The following is a 23281-nucleotide window of genomic DNA, read 5'->3' as shown; positions in this document are numbered from 1 at the left end:
CAACCTAGTTGCCTTCTAACCGGTACTAGGGGGTAGACTAGCGTTGGTCAATGATTTAATTTTGAAAGGAAGATGTCCTGTGCAAACGACTGTGTTCTTGTTTCACCCCCACTTCGAGGAATCCCGTGTCAACCACACGTTGGCGGATGCTCTGGACGAACCCGTCACGGTCCGGAACCTGTATCAACTCTACCCCGATTTTAAAATCGACGTCCCGACCGAACAGAAGGTATTAGCCCAAACCGACCGCATCGTCCTCCAATTTCCGATGTACTGGTACAGTACACCGGCACTGTTGAAACAATGGGAAGATGACGTCTTGACTTATGGCTGGGCGTACGGCACTAACGGCAACGCACTCCACGGGAAGGAACTTCTAATCGCCGTCTCACCGGGGGCCGACAACTATGGCAAAGACCAATTCGCTCGCTATACCATCACCGAACTCTTGCGGCCTTTACAAGCGACTAGTCGGCTGATCGGCACGACCTATTTGAAGCCGTTCGTGACGATCGGTGCCTCAATGATTAGCGATGACGCCTTAGCTCAGCAAGCCCAACGTTACGCGACCTATGTGTTGACTTCTGAATTACCAACGTTAGGGGACTTTGATTAATGGTTACAGTTAAGTTTATCGTTGCCCAAGACGCCTCCAATCGCCTAAGGGAGGTGAATTAAAATGACTTTTCCTAAAATTACCATGGGCACTTGGGCCTGGGGGGACAGTTATTTCGGGAACCATTACGACGAAGCCCACTTCAAAGACGTCTACCAGGCCGCTATCGCCCAAGGCTTAACCCTTTGGGACACGGCTTACGCGTATGGTGCTGGCGCCTCCGAAAAGATTTTGGGCAATCTGACACAAGCCACATCGCGCGACAAGCTGCAACTCTCGACTAAGTTCACGCCGCAACTCGCGGGCACCGCTGCCGATGACCCGGTTGCCACGATGCTGGCCGGGAGTTTAGACCGCCTTCAAACGGATAGCGTGGACTTGTACTGGATCCATAACGCTGCCGACGTCGAACGTTGGACGCCAGCTTTGATTCCACTCCTGAAGCGTGGTCAAATCAAGCGCGTTGGGGTGTCCAACCACAACCTCAACGAAATCAAACGGGTCCAAGAGATTTTGGGTGCGGCTGGATATCACTTAAGCGCGATTCAAAACCACCTTAGTCTCCTCGACCGGACTTCTGAAATCGCCGGTATCTTGGATTACTGCCATCAGCAGAACCTGACCTTCTTTGCCTACATGGTCTTAGAACAAGGTGCGTTGACCGGGCACTATACCACCGAGCACCCCTTCCCTGAAGACACGGCACGGGCCCAGACTTATAACCCGCTACTGCCGATGATTCGCCCCCTGGTCGACCAACTGACTCAAATCGGGCAGAAATACGACTTGAGTGCGGCCCAAACGGCCATGGCCTGGGCCATGTCCAAGGGAACGTTACCCATCATCGGTGTCACCAAGGTCGCCCAGGTCAACGACGCCGCTCAGGTAGCCCACACGACTCTGAGCGTTGAAGATATCCACACCTTAGAACGGACGGCTTCCGAACTTGGTGTGGACACCATTCGTGAGTGGGAACAAAACCTGCAGGAAAATTAACCACTACTCTTGACCATAAAATCGCGCCCTAACCAGTTTGAAGATTAGTCTTCAAGCTGGTTAGGGCGCTTGTTTGCCTCGTGTAGCTCGTTTTATTCCCCGTAAGCCGGTTCGGTCTCGTCGTCTTCGAAGCGGTCGACGACCCGGAAATTCACATCCACGTCCTGTTTCACGATCTTAGCCACCGGACACTCCGCTAAAGCCGTGGATACCAGGCGTTCGGCATCCGTCGACGAGTGTTTCGGCATCCGCACCTGCGCATCGATAATGAACTTGTACCCGACTGCGTCTTTCACGATGTCGACTCTAACTCGCAACTGCGAATCTTCGGCGGTGTGCTCACGGCGCTGAATCAACCGTAACGTGCCGTTAAAGCAGGTCGCAATGGCGAAGCCTAAGAGCTGTTCGGGATTGGTCCCCGGTGCCTTGATGAGTGAACTAGAAACCCCTAGTGACCAGCCTTCGTTTCCTTCGACAAACGTGGTGCCCTTTAAGCCGTTATGGTTCTGCACGAACGTGTGGTAAAGCGAGTTTTCAACCTTCATAATCGTCCCTCCTAAGTGTGCTTAGACGCAGTGTAGCAGGTCGCTTTTCTCCGAGATATCACGGCGCTTCTTTCCGGCCACGTTGGGCCACTAGCTTAATTATCCGGACTATGGGCGACCCTTAAACTAGATACGCCAGCCCACCTTTTTGGGCCAAAACTATTGCCAAGTGTGCCAAAATGCTTTAAGTTGAAACCAGACAATAATTGCTGGAGGGATATTTGATGACAACAAAGTTTGATTACGACGTCCTCTACATTGGTGGCGGCCACGGCAGCCACGACGGTGCCGCGCCTTTAGCCGGGACTGGTGTTCGCGTGGGCGTGATTGAAAGCGGTTTAATGGGTGGGACTTGTACCAACCGCGGCTGTAACGCCAAAATCGCCCTGGACGAAGCGGTAAAGCTCACCCGCGAATCCAACCGCTTGGGTGATATTTTAAACCACCACCAGATGACGATTAACTGGAGCCGCAACATAGCCCATAAGCAAGACATTATTGACCCCTTACCGGCCGGACTCGAACAGCGCCTGACCAGTAACGGGGCCACCATTATCCGGGGCCACGCCCGTTTCCAAGACGCCCATACCGTGGTAGTCGATGGGAAACAAACCGTGACGGCCGACAAGATCGTCATCGCCACTGGGCTCAAGCCCCACCGCTTGGACATCCCCGGCACCGATTTGGCCCACGACAGCACCGACTTTTTGAACCTCCAAAAGTTACCGGCGCGCATCACCATTATCGGCTCAGGCTACATCAGCATGGAATTTGCGACGATTGCCAATGCGGCCGGTGCCAAGGTGACCATCCTCTTGCACGGCGACACGGTTTTGCGGCACTTCTATCAGCCTTACGTCAAGGCTGTGGTGGAAGACCTCAAACAACGTGGCGTGACCTTCGTTGCAAACGCCAACGTCCAAAGCTTCGCCAAAACTGGCGACCATCTGGAAGTAGCCTACGGTGACCACCAGCAATTAGCCACCGACTGGATTCTAGACGCTACCGGCCGGATTCCAAACTTAGACGATCTGGGCCTTGAAAACGTCAACGTCGACTACGACCGTCATGGCATCCAGGTCAACGACCACTTACAGACCACCGAAACCAACATCTACGCGTCGGGTGACGTCATCAAGAGCACCCAGCCCAAGTTGACGCCTGCGGCCACCTTTGAATCCAAATATCTCATGCAACTCTTCTCCGGTGAAACCACCGCGGCCATCGATTTTCCGGTCACTCCGTCCGTGGTCTTCACCTCACCGCGGATTGCCCAGGCCGGCATGTCGGTCGATGATGGCAAACAACAGGGCCTGACCATCAGCACTAACGATTTGGCCCACTACTGGTACTACCGCATCGATAAGGAACCCCTGGCGGCTAGCACCCAGATCCACGACCAGGATGGACATCTGGTCGGCGTCACCGAAATCAGTGACCAAGCCCCCGAAGCCATCAACACCTTGTTGCCTGCCATTGAATTTAAATTCAGTCCGGCACAAGTCAACCGCTTAGTCGGGTTGTTCCCAACCTTAGGCTACGCCGCTTGGCATCGGGCCTAACTCAACTCAAGTCATTAAAAATGCGTTCCGTCTCGGTCATCGCGGCCGGTGCGGAACGCATTTTGCTGAAATAAAGCCTAGTTCAAAGATTACCTATGGCGCTCGTTTGCCCCCATTACTGACAACTATAGTTTTTAATTATGGCTGTTAATAGGATATAGGCATTCGACATAGTTTAACTTTACCACTAGCATAGAGCTATCAAAACTAGAGGGTGAACTATGAAAATCTTATCTCGCTTAACCTTAACTTTCGTCGCTGTATCGCTGTTAGCCGGTTGTGCGCAACCTAAAGCGGCTCATCCGAGTTCAGCGGCTAAAAATCCCCAGGAACGCACCAGTCAAGTGTCGTCCACGCACCAAAAGGCATCCACTAAAATCACCATCACCATCAACGGCACTCGACTCAAAGCCCATTTAAATAACTCGAGTGCGGCCCGGGCGTTTGCTCAGGAACTTCCTACCACGTTGCGCTTTAGCGACTACGCCGACATGCCCGAAAAAGTCGCTAATCTCCACCATTCCTTGCCGACCAAAGGGATGCCCAGCGGCCACGCTGGCACCCAGGGCGCCATTGGCTATTGGTCGCCCCAGCGCAGAATTGTCTTTTACTGGGGAACCGAATCCTACTATGAGGGGATTCATATTATTGGAAAGTTCGACGCCACTAATTACCGCCACGTGGTTAAGACCATGGGCAATCACGTCAACGTTCGGATTACCAAAGAATAGAGATTAACGGAACGCCCGTTGGACCCGTTGCTGCAACTCCGGCACCACATCGGTCTGAAACCACGGGTTGCGCTTCTGCCAGCCGTAATTCAACGGTGACGGGTGAACCAACGGAAAGTAGTCCGGGAGATACTCATCGTAGTGCCGGACCGTGGCCGTTAACGTCTTGTAGCGGCGTTTGCCCAAGTAAGCTTTGATGGCGTATTGCCCGACTAGTAGGGTCAATTGAACGTTGGGCATCAAAGCCAATAACGGCTGATGCCACTTTGCGGCAAAGCCTTTACGCGGGGGCAAGTCGCCACTTTTGCCTTTACCCGGATAATAGAAGTCCAGCGGCATGACGGCCACCTTGTCACTGTCGTAAAATTGTTCGCGACTGACGCCCATCCAGTCGCGCAAGCGGTCCCCACTGGCGTCGTTGAAGTAGGTCGCCGTAGTCTGGGCGACCCGTCCCGGCGCCTGGCTGATCACTAAAATCGTGGCGCTGGGCAACACGTGAAACAATGGGTCCCACCCCTTAGCGGTAAAGGCCGCGTTTTCCGGATCGTTTCGAATCGCCACTTTAAGTTCGGCAGCTGTTGGCATGCGCAAAACCTCCTTATTTTTAGTCTAGTTTACCGCACTCATATGAGCGGTAAAAGGGGACGCAAACTGGCGTGACTCACGATTAAATGTGAGTCACGCCAGTTTGCTTGTTCTAAGTTTAAGTTGATTCTGCGCCTTTAAGGTTCTTGGTTCGTCGGTCGAACGTGAATTTCACTGACTGACATCCGGTCCGGCGTGTCTAACGTAAATTCAACGGCTTGCGCCATATCGTCCGCCAATAAGGCGGCGTTGGCTTGCGTGGCCAATTCATCCTTGCGACCCGCTTCATCTGGGATCGTAGTGTACAGTTGAGTCTTGGTAGTTCCCGGCGTGATCAGGGTCGACTTGATGTTCTTGCCGCGTTCTTCTTGTCGCAAGCCTTCCATGATTGCTCGGACGGCAAATTTCGTACCACTGTAAACCGCAAACTTTGGAAAGGTCTTGTGGCCGGCCGTAGAATCGGTCGTCAAAATGTGGCCGTGGCCCTGCTTTTCCATCACGGGCAAAACGGCATCGATGCCGTTTAAGACTCCCATGATGTTAATGTCGAGCATGGCTTGCCAGTCCTGCCGCCGCCCTTCACGCAGGTAGCTCACCGGCATCACCCCGGCGTTGTTAAAGAGCGCGTCGACTTGCCCAAATTGAGCGACCGTGGCGTCAATTAACCCCTTGACCTGGTCGAACTGACTCACATCGACTTTTTGCACTAATAATTGGTCGGAATGTTGCTGCTGCAAAGCCGTCAAACTGTCAACGTGCCGTGCCGCGACGGCCAGCTTCGCCCCATCTGCCAACAGGCGCTTGGTCGTCGCCAACCCGATGCCGCTGGAAGCGCCCGTGATGACGATTACTTTATCTTGTAAACTCATAAATTTAGTCCTCCTTGTTAAAATGTCACTCATATCTGGTTTAAGTTTTGGCCAAAACGGAGCTGGTGACCCTATCAGACGTCACCAGCCCCGTCGCAACCTTGACGCGATTAACTGGCCCCAGTATACAAAGAGTGTTGACCCATGTAAAAGACCAATATACAATGGCTAGGTATTAGTAAAAGTTATAGCGGACATCAAATTTAATGGGGAGGAATTTTCGTGGAAACCCGTATCTTACGTTATTTTTTAACCATTGTGCAACAGGGCAGTATCTCCAAAGCGGCAACTTATTTACACGTGTCGCAACCCGCCCTTTCCCAACAAATCAAAGCGCTGGAAACGACGCTCGGGACCACCCTCTTTCATCGCGGGCCAAGAACGATTACCCTGACGGCTAAAGGCATCTATCTGGCCGACCGGGCTAAAGAAATCCTGGCCTTAGTCGATAAAACCACCAATAATCTCCAAACCGACCAGACCGTCATCAGTGGCAACTTAGACTTAGGCGCCGGTGAAAGCCATGGCATGCAACGTCTCATGGCCCTGACCAGCCAGCTTCAATCAGATTATCCGGATATCACCATTCGCTTACACAGCGGGAACGCCGCTGACACGGTTCACCGACTAAATGCCGGGACCTTAGACTTTGGGGTACTGATGGGGGAAACTCGAATTGATGTCGACCAATTCAACGCATTACGGTTACCAGAACGAGACGTCTGGGGCGTCGTTCTGCGCAAAGACGCAACTTTAGCCCAAAAATCAGTCCTCCACCCCGCTGATTTAGTGGGCTGGCCCCTCATGGTCTCTGCTCAGGGTCTTCAGCAAACTAATCTCGCCAATTGGTGGCAAGCGGTGAGCGACCAATTGACCATCGTAGGCACCTATAACCTGGTCTTTAACGCGGCCCTGCTCGCTCAAAATGGCAGTTGTTTGGTCGTGACCTTCGACCACCTAGTCAACACGGATGATCTCTCACCATTGACTTTTCGGCCGCTAGCCCCCACGCTTAGCGACTCCATCACCCTCATTTGGCGCCGCTACCAGCGACTGTCACCTGCCGCAACGCTCTTTTTAGCCCGATTAAAAGCCAACCTAGCCACTGCCGTTAAGCCCCCAGCAAGGGACTGACGCCCCCTCAGTAACCACTTTTGTAATCGGTTCCACAGTGGTCTATACTAACCTTAGTGGTGGTTCCGCTTGGGCGTTAACGCCGGCTAGTGACCCCCACTTTTACCATGATTTTTAATACGGAGGGATTCAGATGACAGTAGCGATTCGGTATCAAACACGTAATGGCAATATCAAGGCCTTTGCTGAACAGATTGCGGATATGGCGGGCGTTCCGGCAGAAAGTGTCAAAACCCCCGTTGACCAGGCCGACACCCTGTTCTTTGGTGGTGGCACCTACTTCATGCGCCCCGACAAGAGTGCGTCGGCCTTCATGGAGAGCCTCGACCCCGCCAAGGTCAAGCAGATTGCCTTCTTCACCACTTCCGGTGGCCCCGAAGCCGTTACGGATAAGGCACTCACCAAGATTGCCGAAGAAAAAGGCATCCCCGTGATTGGGCATTTTCACCAGGTCATGGGTGGCAAAGGCATGAAAATCTTAGGCCAAAGCGGCGGAATCCTTAAGGATAAGCAGGTCAAGCTAGTCCGTGATTTCGCGCAAAAGATGCTCGCTAAATAAGCTAACGGTTTTGAACAACGCCCATTCGGGAACTCTCCCAGATGGGCGTTTTTGGGACCAGCATATCCTTGGACAGGACGGCCGTAAAGAGGCTAAACTAGGTCTGACCACGAAAGGATGGACTGCAATGCCAACCATAAAATTAAGTGACCAGTTGTTGACGTTACTGCGCCAGAAGAACCTGACCACAAAAGAACTACTCTTGATTGCCGATGATGGGGGTGGCAAATACTCTTTACGCGGGGGTGCCTGTAGCATCGGCACGACCTTCACCCTCATCGTGTTAGACACCGCCGATCCGGACTACGATGAACCATTGGTCAACGCCCAGGATCTCCACATGTGGACCTCCGCTTATGATAGTTATTTCTTTAGCGCTGGTTTGGTCTTAGACGTTGTCAATCACCAGATTATGTTGAAAGACAATGCCCATATTCTCGACAGCGCCGTACAGATTGCCAATGGGGCCACCGTGCTGGCTGCTTTCAAGACTGGAACTAAAGCTAAAGGCGAAGGCTGCTAACCATAATGTTCCACGTGAAACACGAATTAAAACCGTCATGGTTGCATGAACCATGACGGTTTTAATTCGTGTTTTCTGTCGCGACGGTCGCAGCAGTTAGGTGGATGGTCCATTACGTTGGTCGACAATTCAACCCTTGCCAGTTAACAAATTACTTTCGCATACCTTAGGAGTGGTACGTTTCCGGGTCGTACTGGGTACTGCCCTGTGGTAAATTACTGATCAAATCCAAATCAGCGTGACTCAACTTAAAATCAAAACTCGCCAAGTTAGCCGCCATGTGGGCCGGATTAATCGACTTCGGTAGTGGCACAATCCCTAACTGGGTCAACCAGCGCAAGATAATCTGCGTCGGTTGTCGGTCGTATTTATGGGCCAGCTCCTGAATCACCGAATTAGCCAACACGTGACCACCGGGACCGCCCAATGGCCGCCAGGCTTCGGTCACGATTTTTTCCTGCCGGTCGAACTGGGCGCTCTCCGGTTGGGAAAAGTCCGGGTGATACTCCAATTGATTGAGCATCGGCGTGATGCTGGTGTCGGCGATAAGGGCCTCCAACTGATGCACCGAAAAGTTCGACACGCCGATAGCCCGGACTTTGCCGGCCTGGTACAGCGTTTCAAAGGCTCGCCAGGTCTCTGCGTTCAATTCCCGCCAATTGGCGTGCCAGCGCGAGTTGGCCGGCCAATGCACCAAGTAACCGTCCAAATAATCCAGCCCCAACAACCGCAACGACTCGTCAAAGGCGTCCAACGTCGACTGGTAGCTGCGGTGCACGAACCAGACTTTACTACTGATAAAGATATTCTCGCGGGTGACCGTCCCGTCAGCGATGGCTTGCCGAATCCCCGCCCCCACGGCGGCTTCATTATGGTAAGCTTCCGCCGTATCGATCAACCGGTAACCCGCATTAAACGCCGCGACCACGGACGATGTGACCTGGTCAGCCGGGAGAATCGTCCCGAACCCCATACTGGGGATGGCCAGACCATTAGCCAGTTGTCGCGTCTGTGTTGTTTCCATCATCGTCCATTAGATCCTTTCCTTTCGGGAACCAAACGCACGTCTATTGACTTTACCGAACACCAAAATACGCCGCTTAAAGCCAGCGCTCGGGGGATATAGTCCTAATGTAGCAGGCCGCTAGTCCTGGGTTCAATCCGCACGGCCAGGTTCGTTAAGCAAGAACTTTAAGTCGCGGATGGCTAGGTGACTTAGTGGTCACGGGGCCAAAGAAAAACAGGCCCACGCAACGCGTTGTGGGCCTGTCGATAACTGTGATTGGATTAAAACTTATTAGAAATAAAATTAAGCTTGGGTGTGACGGTAGTGCTCATCGTAGAACTTACCGGCCCGGATATCATCGGTCATGCCAGCGTATGGCGTCTGGTTGATGACAGCATCGTTGTCTTGACCCGCGTCCCCCATGTAAGTGATCTTCGCAAATTCGGGCACGATTAACTTCGGATAGGTTGCGTACTTTTCGCGGGATTCTTCCATTAAGTCGATGTGTTCGTTTTGGTACGTCACCGTGATTTCGGGATGGTCTTGGACCCACTTAGGGAAGAAGATGGTTCCGTGCATTTTTTGTTCGTTGGGCAAGAAGTCCAAGGCCACATCGGTCCCGGTTGGTTCCGTCCAGGTCACCTTGTAGACGCCGGGCGTCAACATCACGATTTCCGCGGGTTGGTCGGTCACCCAGCGACCGGCAACCATGCCGCCATGAATCCGGTAATCCACGGTGTGGTCGTTCTTGGCGTACCATTCGTACTCCCAGCCGTTGTCGTAGGTATAAATGAAGTGGGTCCCTAAAAAGTCGTCGAGCGTTTGAAATTGCTTGTCTGTCATTTTTGTCATCCTTTCGTTTTAAACATGTTTATATTTACATGTTTTAATTTACGAGTGCCACTATATCGCAGACTACCACGGCCCGTCAAGCCAAAACTTGAATTTTTTATGGATAACTGGTTCAATGAAACAGACAAACGAACCAGGAGGTGTCATCATCGGACAACGAAATCGGCTTCAATACATTATTTTAGGGTTGCTCAGCCAGCGCGCCCAGACCGGCTACGACCTGACCCGGGCCTTTGACCACGAGATTGGAGAGTTTTGGCAGGCTAGCCACAGCCAGATTTACCCCCTGCTCCAGCGCTTAGAGACCGGCGGCGACATCACCCACGAGGACCTCATCACCGGCGAAAAGCTCGCTAAAAAGCAGTACGAGCTCACGCCTCAGGGGCGCACTAAGCTGAACGCCTGGATCAGTGAACCCTCACCGGAACTGACCGCGACCAAGGACGACTTCATCTTGAAGCTTTACTTCATCAAGTCGGCCGATGACCCGCGCTTAGCCCCGATGATTGCCGAACAATTACAGCTTCACCGCGACCAGGTCGAGCACTTACAAGCCCGCCGCCAAACGGTCTTCCCTACGGACGACGCTATTCAGGCGGCCTACGGGCATTACCTGATTTTGGAACACGCCATCGAACGGGAGACCCATTATGTGGCGTGGCTCGAACGGCAAGCAGCAACTAATCATTAGCCTTATTCAATAACCCCGTTAATCCGCATAAGTTACGGATTAACGGGGTTATTTTGTTGCGAAATCCCTGGTAGTCTAAAAAATAGCGCGTCACACCTCTTTTTCAGACGTAGTTTTTTCGTAGCCGTGTAGTTTTGATGGTGATTCATTTCTGGTTGGTATAAACTAAGTAATTGACGGGACCGTTGTTTTGCGTGTTTAGTTGTTACGGTCTCGATCCCAGAGGAGGAGTGATCACCAATGTCTCACCAGTTCACCGCCTGGACCAAATGGGTCGTTATCACCATCTTGGTCCTGAGCGGGTTGACCATCTCGACCCCACCCACGGCCGCACACGCGACTAGCGTGTACGTGACTCGGACGGGGAAGCATTACTTTTACAAGCGCCACGACCGGGGGTTGGCTCGGGCCAAAAAGGTCTACCGTATTTCCCTAGCTACCGCTAAAAAGCGCGGGCTGACCCTGTCGGCGACCGAAAAGGTCCAGAAAACGACCAAAAAACAGATCAAAAAACGGACCGCGCGCAAGACTGTCAAACGCCACCGGACGGTTAAGGTCAAGCCCCGCGGCAAGTACGTCGGCGGGAGTCAAAGCTACCACGTCAAAACGTTGAACCACAACCGGCCGAACTTCAGCCGTGCGACGTTATCGCTCAAGCACGGGGCCTGGCAAAAGTACGGTCACCTGGACAGCTTGAACCGGGCCACAGCCGCCAACGCGATGTTGAACCGTAAGCTGATGCCCACAGCTAAACGTGAACCGCTCTACATCACCCCCACGGCTTGGCACAACAAGCGCATCAAGACCGGCTGGTTATACAATCGTTGCCATTTGATTGGGTACCAATTCACCGGCCAAAACAATAATCCGCGCAACCTGATCACCGGAACACGGGAGTTGAACGATCCGGGGATGACGCATTACGAAAACAAAGTGGCGGCCTACCTGAAGGCCAGCTCCAAGCACTACGTTCGCTACCGCGTCACGCCGGTCTTCAAGTCCCACGATCTGCTGGCCCGCGGGGTTAAGATGCAGATACAGTCCATTGGATCGAACCGTATCCGCTACAATGTGTATTTGCCGAACACACAACCTGGCATGACGTTGAACTACGCTAACGGGTATAGTCGGGTGGCCAAATAGTTATTTTTTAATTATTAATAACAAAAACGCCGCCGTTTCGGAAACTTCCGGAGCGGCGGCGTTTGGTAGTTATCGGTCACTTTAAGGCAAGAGTTCCTTTACCGCTGCTGCCAAAGGCGTCAACGGGTGGCCTAAAATGCGTTCAAACTCGGTCGGGTCAGCAGCAGCTTCCCCGTTTTGCCCTTTGCGGGTGTAGTCCTGGTAAGCCACAGCCATCCCCACTAAGGTGGCATCGACGCCGGCTTGGGTCAGTTGTGCCTTGGTCTCGGTCTCACTGACCGCGGTACTAGTTACCGGTGCGCCCAGTGCCGTTCCGATAGCGGTCCCCAACTCGGGATAGGTGTAGGGCTTGCCCGCCAGCGTCACGATGGGGCTGGCGGTAGCGGCCACGATGACCCGGGCGCCGGCCTCCGCGTATTCGCGTCTCAAGGCCGATGAAATCACGCCATCCCCGGAAAAGTACGGGAGTTGGTGGGTTTTCGCCGCCAAATTAATCAAGCCTTGTTGGACCCGGGTGTACCACGCGTTGCGTAAAATCGTGTAGTGCAAACCGGAGTCGCGCAACCATTGTTCGGTCTGGCGGTGACTGATTTCCAGCCCGAACTGCGGTAAATCCGGCGCGTAGATACTGGTATAAGCGATGTAACTGACGTGATTGGTTTTAGCCGCCTGGACCACGTTTTGTTGGATGTCCGGCTGGGGCGTCGAAACGAAGAGGACCCGGTCGATGCCCTTAAACGCGGCGACCATCGCGCCTGCATCAGCGTAATCTCCTAACCGGGCATGGACGCCTTGGGCCTCTAAAGTCGCGACTTGATTGTGATGGCGGACTAACCCGTACAACGTGGCTGTTGGCACCAAGTCTTTTAAGACGGTCAAAGCAGCGCTGCCGTAACCCCCGGCGGCTCCCGTTACCATAATATTCATTGTGCTCTCGCATCCTTTCATTGAGTCGTTGAATTGCTTTTACCTTAGCACGGTGGGGACTGTATGACGTTAGATAAAAAGCGACTTTTATCTAAATCAACCGGCCAAGCGAGTATACTGAAAGCAAAACGCCTGAAAGGAAGTTCCCCCATGTCTGACCCGGATACCACTAAATTGAAGTTCGCCCAAGAATTGAACCGTATGCTCCAAACCACCCCGCTGGCGCAGATTCGTGTCGTGACGCTGTGTCGGCGTTGCGGAACCGTGCCTCAGACCTTTTACTACCACTTTCACGACAAATACGCGCTGGTCGCCTGGATCTTTTTGACCGACTTCGCCAGCGTGTACGCCGACCAAGACCCCGCCTTTACCGTAGCCCGTATCACCCAAAACCTGGAACGCATCGCCCGACACAAGACCCTGTACCGCCGCGCTTACACGGTCGACACCCAAAACGCCATCAACCGCTATATCCAGCGGTTCAACGTTGAAACGGCAACGACCGCCCTTCAAGCGACCACGGGCCATCCCGCCACGGCGGCCCAGATTCTCCGTATCAAGTACCACTCTTACGGGACCATGGGTCTCTTTGCGGAATGGCTGACGGACACCGGTAACGTAGCGTTACGCGACCTAGCGACCCTGCAGTACCAGCAGGCCCCCGCCTTTCTCAAACGTGCCTACGCGGCCTACCCGTTCACCAAAAATGACCTGTTCAAACGCCCGCTCTGAAGGATAATGTTCCACGTGAAACATCGCTTAACTAAAACGAGGCACCCACCGAAAACTTTATGGTGGGTGCCTCGTTGTTTTTGATTAATCGAAGACCATTTGATTACGGTAGAGTTCCGCATAAAAGCCATTTTCGGCCAATAACGTCTCGTGGTTCCCCTGCTCGATGATCTCCCCGTGCCGGAGCACGACAATCTTGTCGGCATTGAGAATCGTTTTCAGCCGGTGGGCGATCACGAAGCTGGTCCGACCCTGGATGACGTTATCCATGGCGGCCTGGATGCGGGCTTCGGTGACCGTGTCAACGTTCGACGTGGCTTCGTCCAGAATCAAGAGCCGCGGGTTGGTCAGAATCGTTCTGGCAATCGACATCAGTTGTTTTTGCCCCGCCGAGAAGACGCTCTGTTCGTCGGACACGATGGTGTCGTAGCCGTCCGGTAAACTGACGATGAAGTCATGAATGTTGGCCTGTTTGGCGGCGTCCACCACCCGGTCCATCCCCGCTGCCGGATCCCCGTAGCGGATGTTGTCCGCGATGGTGCCAGTAAAGAGTTGCGGCTCTTGCAGGACAATCCCTACGTTTGAGCGCAAAGAATTCAAGTCGAACCGCTGGATACTGGTGCCGTCGATGGTAATCTCGCCGGAATCAACGTCGTAGAAACGGTTCAACAGGTTCATGACGGTGGTTTTCCCCGACCCCGTAGGCCCGACCAACGCCACCATTTCGCCGCGGTGGACGTTGATGGTGATGCCATGCAGGATTTCCTTACCCGGGTCGTAACTGAAGTGCACATCGTTTAGCTGTAACCCAGCTTGAATCGGCGGCATGACCTGCCCGTCAGCGGGATTGACCTCGTCGGGCTGGTTACGGACTTCGTCGACCCGCCGTGCCCCGGTAATCGCCAGTTGAATCATGCTGTAGAGACTGGTCAACGACATGATGGGTTGGTAATACTGCTGCGCATAGTTCACGAACACGACAACGAGCGCCAAAGCGGCCCCGGTCGACATGCTGCCGTTCAAGGCGTACCAGGAGCCAAAGAAGATGACGATGGCCACGTTCAACAGGGACATCCCCTGCATCAACGGGTTCAAAATCCCCGACCAAATCTGCCCGCGTAAGGCGGAGTGGCGGACTTTATCGTTATAGCCCGTAAAACCTTTGTACGAATCGGCTTGCAGACCGTTGGTGATCAAGACCTTTTGGCCGGTGACTTGTTCGTTGATGTAGCCGTTTAATTCCCCGATATCGTCTTGTTGCTGGTTCACGGCCACCCCGGCCTTGTGCATCACGATGCCCGCGACAATCAAGGCCAACGGCGTGGTCGCCATGGTAATCCAGGCCATGGTGGCACTCTGGTTGAACATGACGATCAACAGCCCCACAAATTGGGCCACGGCCAGAAATATTTCCAGTAAGGCTTGGTTCATGGCGTTAAAAATATTATCCAAATCCGAGGTGAACCGCGCCAAGATATCGCCATCTCGGTGGGTATCGAAGTACTTGATGCGCAAGCGCTGAAGCTTACGGAACAAGCCGACCCGCATGGTCCCGGTGGAGTACGCGGTGACCCGTGCCAAAATCAAACTGGCTAAAAACAGCGAGCTGGCGTCGCCGACATACAGGAGAATGTAGGTCACCAGCGTGTGGTTGAACGGCGTCAAACTGGCCTGCGCGTGGGTGCTGGCTTGGCCCCACTGTTGGAGGTAGGTGGTCAGCTCTTCGACCGCCCGGCCCAAATAGGTCGGCGCCACCACGATGCACCAAGTGGAAAAGATAATCAGCAGACTGCTGACGATAAAGCCGCGCCAGTAGCGTTTTAAATAGTGCCAGTAATACTTACCGGCGTTTTTCAGATCACTCATTAGTTGGCCCCTCCTCTCGCGCTTTTTGGGTCCGGTAGATGGTCTGGTACACCTCATTATTGCGGACCAGGTCTTGGTGGGTCCCGGTCCCCGAGACTCGCCCATTATCCAGCACTAAGATCTGGTCGGCATGCAGCACCGAGGAGATTTTTTCGGCAATCACGATGGTAGTTGTTGCTTTCAAGTCCCGGTCCAAGGCTTCCTGGACCAATTTTTCGGAGCGTGCATCCAAGGCGGACGTCGCGTCGTCTAAAATCAGGACCTTCGGGTTGGCCATCACACCTCGGGTAATGGCGAGGCGTTGTTGCTGGCCCCCAGAAAAGTTTTGTGACCGCTCCTCGACCGGGGCGTCGTAGGTCTGTGGCAAGCGCTCGATGAACTCGGACGCTTGGGCGATGTTAGCCGCCCACTGCATGTGCCCGGTGCTGGCGTCCGGCTGAACTTGCCGCAGGTTCCCGGAAATGGTCCCCGAAAACAGCGTCGACCGTTGTAAGACGTAGGCCACCGTGCGCCGCAGTGATTTTTCGGGCAACTGGCGGACGTCGACACCGCCAACTTTGACCACCCCACTGTCCGGGTCATATAACCGGGCAATCAGTTGCGCCAAAGTCGTTTTCCCGGAGCCGGTCGCCCCCACGATGCCGAGCATTTGCCCCGCCTTCAAGGTGAAACTGACGTCCTTTAGCGTCGGCCGGTCGTCGCCGGGATAAGTAAAGCTGACATGGTCGAACTCGATATCGCCCCCGACTGGTTCGGCGGAACCATCGACGTAGGTCATGCTAGGCTTGGTCTCTAAGACTTCGCTGATTCGGCCCAACGAGATAATGGCCCGAGAGGCAAACGTCATTAAAAAGCCACCATTGATTACGGCAAAGAGGATCTGCATCAAATAAGAAATAAAACTGGTGATGGCCGCCAGGTAACCAGGGTGTGTGGTGATGTTTTGCCCCACGATGTAGACCGCCACGCCGACCGCCAAGTTAGCCGTCAGGAAGAAAGCCGGCATCAAAATGGCGAACCAGTAGCCAATCTTAGCCGTCACACCAGTCAGTGCATCGGAACGTTGGGAAAACTTGTTGATTTCGGCGCCTTCTTGGACGAATGATTTGACCACCCGAATCCCCATTAGGTTTTCACGGGCAACTGTGTTAACGCTTTCAATATCTTGTTGGGTCTGGCCGAAGTACACGGTCATGCGTTTGACCGCTAACCCGGAAACCATCAGGATAATGACCATCATGGCCAAAATGACCCACCATTGCTGCGGCATGGTCACCAGTGCTAAGATCAGCGCCCCGATAAACAGAAGCGGAATCCGCGTGATTTGCTGGAAACCAGCCATAACAATCTGTTGGACCTGGTTGATGTCGTTAGTCATCCGCACCACCAAGTTAGACGCGGAGAAATGTTCGACATCCGCGTAGGCAAAGGATTGCACGTGCCGGTAGACGTCGGCCCGTAAGTCGGTGGCCACCCCCAGCGCAATCCGCGCTGAATAAACGGTGTTGATGATTCCGCCAATGATCCCGATGACGGCCAGACCTAATAGGAAGAGTCCCTGTTGCAGGATCGTGTTCTGGTCGTTTTTAATGATGGCTTCCATGACCACCTGTAACAGCCGCGGCTGCCACAGGGTGGCAAAGACCAGGGCCACTAACGACACCATGGCACCCCACACATCGCGGTGGTAGCGTCGAAAGTAGGGCATTAAAGTTTTCATTCCTGAGTTCCTCCTTCGAACCGGAAACGGGGCTTCCGGTCACAATTTCGGACCGTTGCGCTGGTGAAAGCCCCCAATTTTCCACTCGCGACAACGCCCGTTTGCACAGATTATACACGATATTGCACCCTTTAACACGGTAAAACGTTCACCAGCACAAGTTGGTGAGGAGTTAGTTGTTGGACGGACGGGTTAATTGTGAGTAGACAAAAGGCCCATCACGGCTAGACGAAATGGTCTAGGGGTGATGAGCCTGAAATGTTACTGGCCACTTAAATCAGCCGGTTTATTTATAGAAAGTATCCCAATATTTATTGTGGTGACCAGTTTTTTGCCAGACTTTAACCTTTTTATTGTGCTTGGACAGGGTAAAAGTATAGTGTTTTGTCGTTGTATCGTTCCAGGCATGCCCCCAAACCTGATACTTGTTTTTAGTCACTTTCTTGTAGTGTAATCCCTTATCAATCCCAAAATTGGCCGTATTAGTGGTTATCTTTTTATGCTTATTGTAGATTAAATCATACATCCAGGCCACATGCTTTTTAACCCGGATTTGGTAACGGTGATAGCCTTTTGGTTGCTTCATTTTATGATATTTAGTGTACCAAGTTCCGCGTAAGACCTTGGGTGTACCCTTTTTCATACTCGAAGCAGAAGCCGTCGTGGTCAACCCACCAACGAGTAACACCCCTGTTACTCCCGCCAAGATTAGTTTGCCAATCTTCATATGTATTTCCTCCAAACCTTTACTTCATATGTATTTCCTCCAAACCTTTAAGATGGTTTAATTTTACTCCTGTTTAGCTGAAATGGATATAGCCTCAAATAATGGGATATTAGACTCAGCAGATTATTAACGACGTCAGCAGAATCCTGCTAATCGTGCGTGGATGTCAAGGGCGGTGATAAAATGCAGGTTTATGGCGGTTTAAAAATGTAGGTTTTGGGCGGTCAACCGACGCCTTTTAGTCGATAAGACTTTCCGGTAATCTTGACGACATGGACATGATGAACTAGGCGGTCAAGAATCGCCGCCGTTACGGTCGGATTTTGAAAGATTTCTACCCAGCCAGATAAATCACTATTACTAGTAATAATGGTCGAATGACGCTCATATCGTGCGTTGATAAGCTGGAAGAATAGGTTAGCTTCATCGTGATCAATGGGTAGGTAACCAATCTCATCAATGACCAAAAGGTCATAACGAGCATAACGGTTAATGCAGCGCTCTAAGGTGCCCTTCTCGTTAGCTGTTCGCAACCTAAGGAGAAGCTCATGACAGTTGATGAAGAGCGTTCTTTTTCCTTGGCGACAGGCTTCAATTCCAATACTAATGGCTAAATGGGTCTTACCGACCCCTGGACTACCAATAAAAATCAAGTTCTCGTTCTTTTCTAAAAACGCCAAATCTTGAAACCCAACTACTTCCTGCTGGTTAATGCTGGGTTGAAAGTTAAAATCAAATCCCTTTAGTGTCTTTTTCTGCGGAAAGTGTGCCCGCTTTACGATTCGTTCTATCGATTGTTCTTGATTCCATTCAAGCTCAGTGCTCGTCAGTGTAAGCATTGCCTCAGTAAACGATAGTTGTTGTTGATTAATTTGGTCAACATATTCTGGTAGATACGCAACCATTTTGGTGAGTCCTAGGGACTCTAAGTTAGTTAGTAGCTCCTGAAATTTACTAGTCATTATCATCACCTAAACCTGGTCATATTCGCTAAGATGCTCTGCGATGTATGCCTGTATATCCTGCTCACTTTGTCCCTTTAAGAGGTCGGACCCCAATATGCGGACACGGTCTTGCTTATCGTAATTAAATTGATTGGTCGTTATATTGTGCGAACGGATCATTTCTCCGTTATAATAAATTTGGATACGCTGCTCATTATCGGTCAGCTCGATATCGACTGTGCGACCAATGTAGCGTGGATCAACGGAGTACTTACATTTACGAAAGTTAACCATCGATTCTTTAGAGACGATACGGGTAATATCTTCCTCAAAGAATGGATTTAACAGGTTGGCTGGCTGTTCATGTAGGTACTCTTTTTCTTCGTTCTGCCACTTATCCATTGGAACCTGGTTGGTGGCTTGCGAAACCTCATAATTTAAATCTTCACAGAGATCATTGACCAGACCAATGAGTTCTACACCGTCTTCAAACTCATAATTGTACGGGCGAAGTCGCTCCATTGTTCTTGCTAATGCTTCGACGACACCCTTAGTCTGTGGACGAAATACTCGACAAGCAATTGGATTATAGCCAGCATCGTGGCTAAATTGGCGAAAACGCTCGTTAAATATCGCTTTGCCAAAGCTTGATTTGGTATGATCAACAACTTGCTTCATGTTGTCAAACCAAATTTCGGAAGGAACACCACCAGTTGCCTCAAACGCGTCATTTAAGCATTGAAACAACGTATCTTGACTGCGTTCAAAGACCAAAGTGACATATTTCAATTTAGAAAAGGGTAAGACGTAAAGAAAAATGTTGAAACGGTGCGGCTGCCCATTCCTGTCGTATAAAGTCATTTCTTCTTTCCAATCGACTTGGGCCGATAGGCCCGGCGTATGTTCAACACGAATAGTTGCTTTATGAGTTCGTTCCTTACGAATACTGGCACAGTATTCTCGAACGATAGTGTACTTTCCCTGAAAGCCCCGTTTCTGAATGAATTTGTAAATGGCCTTGGCAGAACAATGTAGCTCTAGTTTTTCCTCGATAATGCTTCTATAGCCATCCAGTAAGCTAGGCCGTTTATGTTTGATCAAGGGCAGGGTCATACTCCCTTGGGCCTCCTCATATGCTCTCTTAGCTGTACGATAATCTACCCCAAACTGTCTTCCAAGAGCCGTAAAATTAGGCTTGATATCATTATTCACGTACTGTTTCACTCCTTCGCGGACATCATGTCTCACATTGAAAACCTCCTAAAGTCAATGTGATTCATAATATCAAAAAATGTAGGAAAACCGACATTTTTACGCCGTCATTTTCCTACATTTTATAACCGCCATGCACACGTGGATAATGCCCAACGAGCAAAACGCCCCACAATTGTTAGATTCAACAATCGTAGAGCGCCTTAGAAACTATCAACTCATTTCAAACTACTTAATTTTTCCCTAGTCGTGTTTCCGCTTCAAACCAACGATACCACCACTCAAAACTAATAACAGCCACCCTAACCAGCACCCTAACCAGCTCTTCTTGGGTTGTGAATTAGTCTGTGGTAGCAGCCCCGATTTAACAGCCACCTTCCTTGAACCATTGACTGCAGATCGTTGTAGCACTGACTTAGTGATTTTATTTTCTGAGCCACCAATCGTTGCTTGTTGCAACGACGCTTTCGTTAGTTGCGCTGGCTCGCTGCCTTTGTACTTCAACGACGACGACGGTGCTACCCTCGCTACTTGTGGTCCATTAGTAGACTGGACGGCCGCACCCGTTATAACCGCTGTAATCTTCCCAGTTTGTGGGGCTAAGTCGTCCGTGGCAATTTGATCACCGTTATTGTTTGCTGCTGGTTGTTCGGGAGTTGGGACCGGGACTGGCTTCGGCGTCGCCACATTGACCGTATAAACGTACACGACATTTTGATTAGTTGCAGTGTACGTTCCGGAGGTATTCGCGGGAACCCGATCGAGTTGATACCCCGTAAAGGTCCGCGCCATCGTGGCATAGGGTTGCCCCACGGTTCCCGTCAGAATCTGGCTGGCTAACTCTTGCCCCGTCGTCGTTTGATAGTGGACGGTAACGGTACCCGTAGTGGATGGCGTTTCTGGAGTCACCGGCGGATTCGGTTGACCTGGCTTCACTGGGACTACGGGTTTCTGGTCGGCTTTATAGATAATATTAATATCCGGACTATATTCAACAAACTTCCCGCTCAACGTTTGCGCTGTAGGCGTACTTCCTTCAACCCGGTCATATGTATACCCTTTAAGTTCGGGAATCGTCGTGGTCCAAGTGGTCCCAGCGGCCCCAGTTTTCACCACATCATCCTGAATAGTCGTCCCTTGTTCGTCAACGAAGTGAATCCGCTGGCCCAGGGTAAAAACTAAGGCGACGTTTTGGCTGTCTGTGCCATAAGTTCCCATAGACTCTTTAGTGACAGTAGATAGGTCAAGACTACTCTTTCGGGGGTATTCATAAATAAATCCCCGCCGGTTCAGCTCACTGATGGTCGCCTGAACCGTTGCCGGATTCAAAACATCAAACTGACTGTTCACCGCGCCACTTAAAATCTGGAATGGGGCGATATTCACTCCATCATCAAGCTTAAAGTTCACCGTTACCGAACCCATATCATCTCGCAAGGTGTAAGGAATTTCAATCGTGCCATTGAATGTCAAGCCATTTGGAGCTGCTAGCTGTTGCTGTTCATAACTGTCGCCTCTCGCAACATGCCAGTTGAGGTTTAAAGACCCACCGGTCAAATCATACCACGTAATCCAACGACTATTTCCAATTGTGTTGTAGCGGCCATCTGAGTGGCTAAGATCGTTCGCTGGTTGAGTGTCTCGTTTGGGATAACCGTCCATAACTTCATTAAAATTGGTCAAATTATCATACGCGAAAGACCAGGTCGATAGCGTTTTTGTGGTAGGATTTAGAATTGCCTGATCCAAAACCAAAGTCTGATTACCGGCTGAAATCACATAGTAGGGATCTGGACCAAAAAACGGTTGCCAGCTCAGGCTCAAGACCGGTGTTATATCATAAATATGGTTGTAGCCCAAATTCATATTCTTCGGAATAGCCGTAATTCCTTTCAAAGCAGAGATGTCCGTAATGTCATTCTTGCTCAGAGAAATAACTTGCAAATTGACCAACTTGGTTAACGCCGAAATATCGCTAATTTTATTAGCATCAAAATTAATAGTGGTCAGATTCGTTAAATTAGCGATTCCTGATAAATCATTGATTTGATTATGGCTCAAACTAAGATTTGTTAATGCCTTAAGGTTGGCAAAATCCTTTGTATTTTTAATTTTATTGCGATCAAAGTTCACAAACGTGAGATTCGACAACGCTTGTATGTCTGAAATATTTTGCAGATTTCCACTAGCTCTTCCCCATCCAGTATGTGTATCCCGTGTAATAACTAACCGAGTTAAATTAGTAGCGTATTTCAAGCCGGCCAGCGATTGCACCCCATTAACAGCATTATAAAAGTTTTGATCCTTTTTCTGTTTATTGCTACCCGTCTTATCGTCAACGTCGAGCTTCGTCAACTTTTTGAGCATATCCTGCGTAATATCCGTTGGAGTTGTCACAGCTAGCTTCTGCTGCTGTAATGCATAAAGCACCAATTGCTGGAGATTCTTATCGGGTAATAACTCATCAATGCCAAGTTTTAACGTAGTATCCTGAATTTTCTGAATTTGCTCCCCAGACTTTGGTGTTATAAGCAATCTTTTATCATTCTTAGCGGTTTTAGACGTTCGTGATATAGCACTACTACCCACTGTATGTACTGATTGTACCGACCGAACAAGTGGGGTAGCGACAGGCTTAATCTGCTCCATTTTATACCCATTAGCTGGCATCGTCGGCAGTGATTTTCGTCTGACTAACGATTCAGTCGGGACTGAGGTCTTACTTATCTTTTGGGGTGATTTTCCCAAATTAGGCGTTATTTCTTGCCCTTTTTTTAGTTTATTCGGGACAGTTGATTTCACCCTTGCAGTAGTTTCTACTTTATCAGGTGTCGGATTCGTGGCTCTACTAGCCTTAGAGGTGCTCGTTGAACTTACTGGTTCACCTGTACTCGTCTGTTCCATTGAATCCACAGACGATTGCTTTGCTATTTTTTTCTTTAAAATCTCATTATTAGGAGAATTATATTCAGACTGTGTTATTTCAATCTGGGTACCCTCAGTTATATCCCCTGTGTCTGCATGCGCTATCTTATCAGTCGTCCCTATAGCTCCTAACGTTAAGGCCACCACGCTTAACCACCGAGTTGATGCTATAAATTTTTTCCTTTTAGTTATCTCCATTGGTATCTCCTTATATTATAACCATAAAGCAAAAAATTAACATTTAATATGCTTAATCACAGTTGCTAGCACTACTGTACCATCGTAACGCATAATAAGCAATATATTAAAACATTTAACGAGAACGTAATTCCTATTTAAAGAGCAATCGCTTAGATATGAACTCTTTAAGTGAGCCTTCCAAAGAAAATCATCCCAATCTTTCAATTACACATATT

At 50.7% G+C, this 23281-nt stretch carries 22 protein-coding genes; 10 read left to right on the top strand and 12 right to left on the bottom strand.

Annotation, left to right across the window (positions count from 1 at the left end; all coding sequences use genetic code 11):
• The first annotated feature begins 79 nt into the window (after window positions 1–79).
• Both H3M12_RS03860 and H3M12_RS03855 read left to right on the top strand, forming a co-directional pair.
• Entirely contained in the window at window positions 80–616 is a 537-nt protein-coding gene (locus H3M12_RS03860; RefSeq protein WP_182150942.1) for an NAD(P)H-dependent oxidoreductase, read from the top strand.
• A gap of 63 nt (window positions 617–679) precedes the next feature.
• The gene (locus tag H3M12_RS03855; RefSeq protein ID WP_182150941.1) at window positions 680–1612 is read left to right on the top strand and encodes an aldo/keto reductase; all 933 of its coding nucleotides are present in this window, start codon (window positions 680–682) and stop codon (window positions 1610–1612) included.
• 92 nt (window positions 1613–1704) lie between these two features.
• Here H3M12_RS03855 and H3M12_RS03850 read toward each other — a convergent pair whose 3' ends face one another.
• Window positions 1705–2157 (bottom strand): OsmC family protein, encoded by a 453-nt coding sequence (locus H3M12_RS03850; protein WP_129032341.1) that lies wholly within the window; start codon window positions 2155–2157, stop codon window positions 1705–1707.
• A gap of 224 nt (window positions 2158–2381) precedes the next feature.
• On the opposite strand from H3M12_RS03850, the gene H3M12_RS03845 reads away from it, so the two are divergent.
• Window positions 2382–3719: a dihydrolipoyl dehydrogenase family protein gene (locus H3M12_RS03845; RefSeq protein ID WP_182150940.1), complete on the top strand. Its 1338-nt coding sequence runs from the start codon at window positions 2382–2384 to the stop codon at window positions 3717–3719.
• Between the two features lie 221 nt (window positions 3720–3940).
• Window positions 3941–4450: a cyclophilin-like fold protein gene (locus tag H3M12_RS03840; RefSeq protein WP_129032337.1), complete on the top strand. Its 510-nt coding sequence runs from the start codon at window positions 3941–3943 to the stop codon at window positions 4448–4450.
• A 3-nt stretch (window positions 4451–4453) separates the two neighbouring features.
• Here H3M12_RS03840 and H3M12_RS03835 read toward each other — a convergent pair whose 3' ends face one another.
• Window positions 4454–5035 carry a uracil-DNA glycosylase family protein gene (locus tag H3M12_RS03835; protein ID WP_129032336.1) on the bottom strand — a complete coding sequence of 194 codons (582 nt, stop codon included), beginning with the start codon at window positions 5033–5035 and terminating at the stop codon, window positions 4454–4456.
• 137 nt (window positions 5036–5172) lie between these two features.
• Entirely contained in the window at window positions 5173–5904 is a 732-nt protein-coding gene (locus H3M12_RS03830; RefSeq protein WP_129032334.1) for an SDR family oxidoreductase, read from the bottom strand.
• 222 nt (window positions 5905–6126) lie between these two features.
• On the opposite strand from H3M12_RS03830, the gene H3M12_RS03825 reads away from it, so the two are divergent.
• The 3 genes from H3M12_RS03825 to H3M12_RS03815 all read left to right on the top strand — a co-directional run bounded on the left by H3M12_RS03825 (window position 6127) and on the right by H3M12_RS03815 (window position 8120).
• On the top strand, window positions 6127–7038 hold the full coding sequence (locus H3M12_RS03825; RefSeq protein WP_129032332.1) for a LysR family transcriptional regulator: 912 nt from the start codon (window positions 6127–6129) through the stop codon (window positions 7036–7038).
• 133 nt (window positions 7039–7171) lie between these two features.
• Window positions 7172–7597, top strand: coding sequence for an NADPH-dependent FMN reductase family protein (locus H3M12_RS03820; protein ID WP_129032330.1), 426 nt, complete (start codon window positions 7172–7174; stop codon window positions 7595–7597).
• Between the two features lie 127 nt (window positions 7598–7724).
• On the top strand, window positions 7725–8120 hold the full coding sequence (locus H3M12_RS03815) for an iron-sulfur cluster biosynthesis family protein (protein WP_129032328.1): 396 nt from the start codon (window positions 7725–7727) through the stop codon (window positions 8118–8120).
• A gap of 166 nt (window positions 8121–8286) precedes the next feature.
• Here the strand turns inward: H3M12_RS03815 and H3M12_RS03810 are convergent, their stop codons facing one another.
• Window positions 8287–9147: an aldo/keto reductase gene (locus H3M12_RS03810; protein ID WP_129032326.1), complete on the bottom strand. Its 861-nt coding sequence runs from the start codon at window positions 9145–9147 to the stop codon at window positions 8287–8289.
• A 282-nt stretch (window positions 9148–9429) separates the two neighbouring features.
• Complete coding sequence (locus H3M12_RS03805) at window positions 9430–9969, bottom strand: phenolic acid decarboxylase (RefSeq protein ID WP_182150939.1); 540 nt, start codon at window positions 9967–9969, stop codon at window positions 9430–9432.
• A gap of 157 nt (window positions 9970–10126) precedes the next feature.
• Here H3M12_RS03805 and H3M12_RS03800 point away from each other — a divergent pair, with 157 nt between their 5' ends.
• Together H3M12_RS03800 and H3M12_RS03795 are read left to right on the top strand one after the other, a co-directional pair.
• Window positions 10127–10669: a PadR family transcriptional regulator gene (locus H3M12_RS03800; RefSeq protein WP_170954962.1), complete on the top strand. Its 543-nt coding sequence runs from the start codon at window positions 10127–10129 to the stop codon at window positions 10667–10669.
• Window positions 10670–10909: 240 nt separating this feature from the next.
• Window positions 10910–11812, top strand: coding sequence for a DNA/RNA non-specific endonuclease (locus H3M12_RS03795; RefSeq protein ID WP_129032320.1), 903 nt, complete (start codon window positions 10910–10912; stop codon window positions 11810–11812).
• 81 nt (window positions 11813–11893) lie between these two features.
• Here the strand turns inward: H3M12_RS03795 and H3M12_RS03790 are convergent, their stop codons facing one another.
• A complete protein-coding gene (locus H3M12_RS03790) occupies window positions 11894–12739 on the bottom strand; it encodes an NAD(P)H-binding protein (protein ID WP_182150938.1) in 846 nt (281 codons plus the stop codon).
• Window positions 12740–12889: 150 nt separating this feature from the next.
• On the opposite strand from H3M12_RS03790, the gene H3M12_RS03785 reads away from it, so the two are divergent.
• Window positions 12890–13471, top strand: coding sequence for a TetR family transcriptional regulator (locus tag H3M12_RS03785; RefSeq protein WP_129032316.1), 582 nt, complete (start codon window positions 12890–12892; stop codon window positions 13469–13471).
• A gap of 84 nt (window positions 13472–13555) precedes the next feature.
• Here the strand turns inward: H3M12_RS03785 and H3M12_RS03780 are convergent, their stop codons facing one another.
• From H3M12_RS03780 to H3M12_RS03755, 6 genes are all read right to left on the bottom strand, one after another.
• Window positions 13556–15337 carry an ABC transporter ATP-binding protein gene (locus H3M12_RS03780; protein WP_129032314.1) on the bottom strand — a complete coding sequence of 594 codons (1782 nt, stop codon included), beginning with the start codon at window positions 15335–15337 and terminating at the stop codon, window positions 13556–13558.
• Window positions 15330–17057, bottom strand: a complete 1728-nt coding sequence (locus H3M12_RS03775) for an ABC transporter ATP-binding protein (RefSeq protein ID WP_182150937.1) — start codon at window positions 17055–17057, stop codon at window positions 15330–15332. Before H3M12_RS03775 ends, H3M12_RS03780 begins: the two co-directional genes overlap by 8 nt.
• A gap of 286 nt (window positions 17058–17343) precedes the next feature.
• Entirely contained in the window at window positions 17344–17784 is a 441-nt protein-coding gene (locus H3M12_RS03770) for a hypothetical protein (protein WP_129032310.1), read from the bottom strand.
• A gap of 224 nt (window positions 17785–18008) precedes the next feature.
• The gene (gene istB, locus H3M12_RS03765) at window positions 18009–18746 is read right to left on the bottom strand and encodes an IS21-like element helper ATPase IstB (protein ID WP_031263932.1); all 738 of its coding nucleotides are present in this window, start codon (window positions 18744–18746) and stop codon (window positions 18009–18011) included.
• 9 nt (window positions 18747–18755) lie between these two features.
• Window positions 18756–19976, bottom strand: a complete 1221-nt coding sequence (gene istA / locus H3M12_RS03760; RefSeq protein ID WP_042749622.1) for an IS21 family transposase — start codon at window positions 19974–19976, stop codon at window positions 18756–18758.
• Between the two features lie 207 nt (window positions 19977–20183).
• The gene (locus tag H3M12_RS03755; RefSeq protein ID WP_182150936.1) at window positions 20184–23063 is read right to left on the bottom strand and encodes a MucBP domain-containing protein; all 2880 of its coding nucleotides are present in this window, start codon (window positions 23061–23063) and stop codon (window positions 20184–20186) included.
• Window positions 23064–23281 lie beyond the last annotated feature (218 nt).

The organism is Levilactobacillus suantsaii, from assembly GCF_014069315.1.
In the GTDB taxonomy this organism is placed as follows: domain Bacteria; phylum Bacillota; class Bacilli; order Lactobacillales; family Lactobacillaceae; genus Levilactobacillus; species Levilactobacillus suantsaii.
This window is presented reverse-complemented; position numbering and strand designations above follow the sequence as displayed.

Bases quoted from the DNA above. Each gene is read 5' to 3' on its own strand.
- H3M12_RS03850 (WP_129032341.1), bottom strand. From the start codon at position 2,157: ATGAAGGTTGAAAACTCGCTTTACCACACGTTCGTGCAGAACCATAAC.
- H3M12_RS03775 (WP_182150937.1), bottom strand. From the start codon at position 17,057: ATGAAAACTTTAATGCCCTACTTTCGACGCTACCACCGCGATGTGTGG.
- H3M12_RS03805 (WP_182150939.1), bottom strand. From the start codon at position 9,969: ATGACAGACAAGCAATTTCAAACGCTCGACGACTTTTTAGGGACCCAC.
- istB (WP_031263932.1), bottom strand. From the start codon at position 18,746: ATGACTAGTAAATTTCAGGAGCTACTAACTAACTTAGAGTCCCTAGGA.
- H3M12_RS03770 (WP_129032310.1), bottom strand. From the start codon at position 17,784: ATGAAGATTGGCAAACTAATCTTGGCGGGAGTAACAGGGGTGTTACTC.
- H3M12_RS03790 (WP_182150938.1), bottom strand. From the start codon at position 12,739: ATGAATATTATGGTAACGGGAGCCGCCGGGGGTTACGGCAGCGCTGCT.
- H3M12_RS03820 (WP_129032330.1), top strand. From the start codon at position 7,172: ATGACAGTAGCGATTCGGTATCAAACACGTAATGGCAATATCAAGGCC.
- H3M12_RS03795 (WP_129032320.1), top strand. From the start codon at position 10,910: ATGTCTCACCAGTTCACCGCCTGGACCAAATGGGTCGTTATCACCATC.
- H3M12_RS03835 (WP_129032336.1), bottom strand. From the start codon at position 5,035: ATGCCAACAGCTGCCGAACTTAAAGTGGCGATTCGAAACGATCCGGAA.
- H3M12_RS03855 (WP_182150941.1), top strand. From the start codon at position 680: ATGACTTTTCCTAAAATTACCATGGGCACTTGGGCCTGGGGGGACAGT.
- H3M12_RS03810 (WP_129032326.1), bottom strand. From the start codon at position 9,147: ATGATGGAAACAACACAGACGCGACAACTGGCTAATGGTCTGGCCATC.
- H3M12_RS03785 (WP_129032316.1), top strand. From the start codon at position 12,890: ATGTCTGACCCGGATACCACTAAATTGAAGTTCGCCCAAGAATTGAAC.
- H3M12_RS03845 (WP_182150940.1), top strand. From the start codon at position 2,382: ATGACAACAAAGTTTGATTACGACGTCCTCTACATTGGTGGCGGCCAC.
- H3M12_RS03840 (WP_129032337.1), top strand. From the start codon at position 3,941: ATGAAAATCTTATCTCGCTTAACCTTAACTTTCGTCGCTGTATCGCTG.
- H3M12_RS03815 (WP_129032328.1), top strand. From the start codon at position 7,725: ATGCCAACCATAAAATTAAGTGACCAGTTGTTGACGTTACTGCGCCAG.
- H3M12_RS03780 (WP_129032314.1), bottom strand. From the start codon at position 15,337: ATGAGTGATCTGAAAAACGCCGGTAAGTATTACTGGCACTATTTAAAA.
- H3M12_RS03755 (WP_182150936.1), bottom strand. From the start codon at position 23,063: ATGGAGATAACTAAAAGGAAAAAATTTATAGCATCAACTCGGTGGTTA.
- H3M12_RS03830 (WP_129032334.1), bottom strand. From the start codon at position 5,904: ATGAGTTTACAAGATAAAGTAATCGTCATCACGGGCGCTTCCAGCGGC.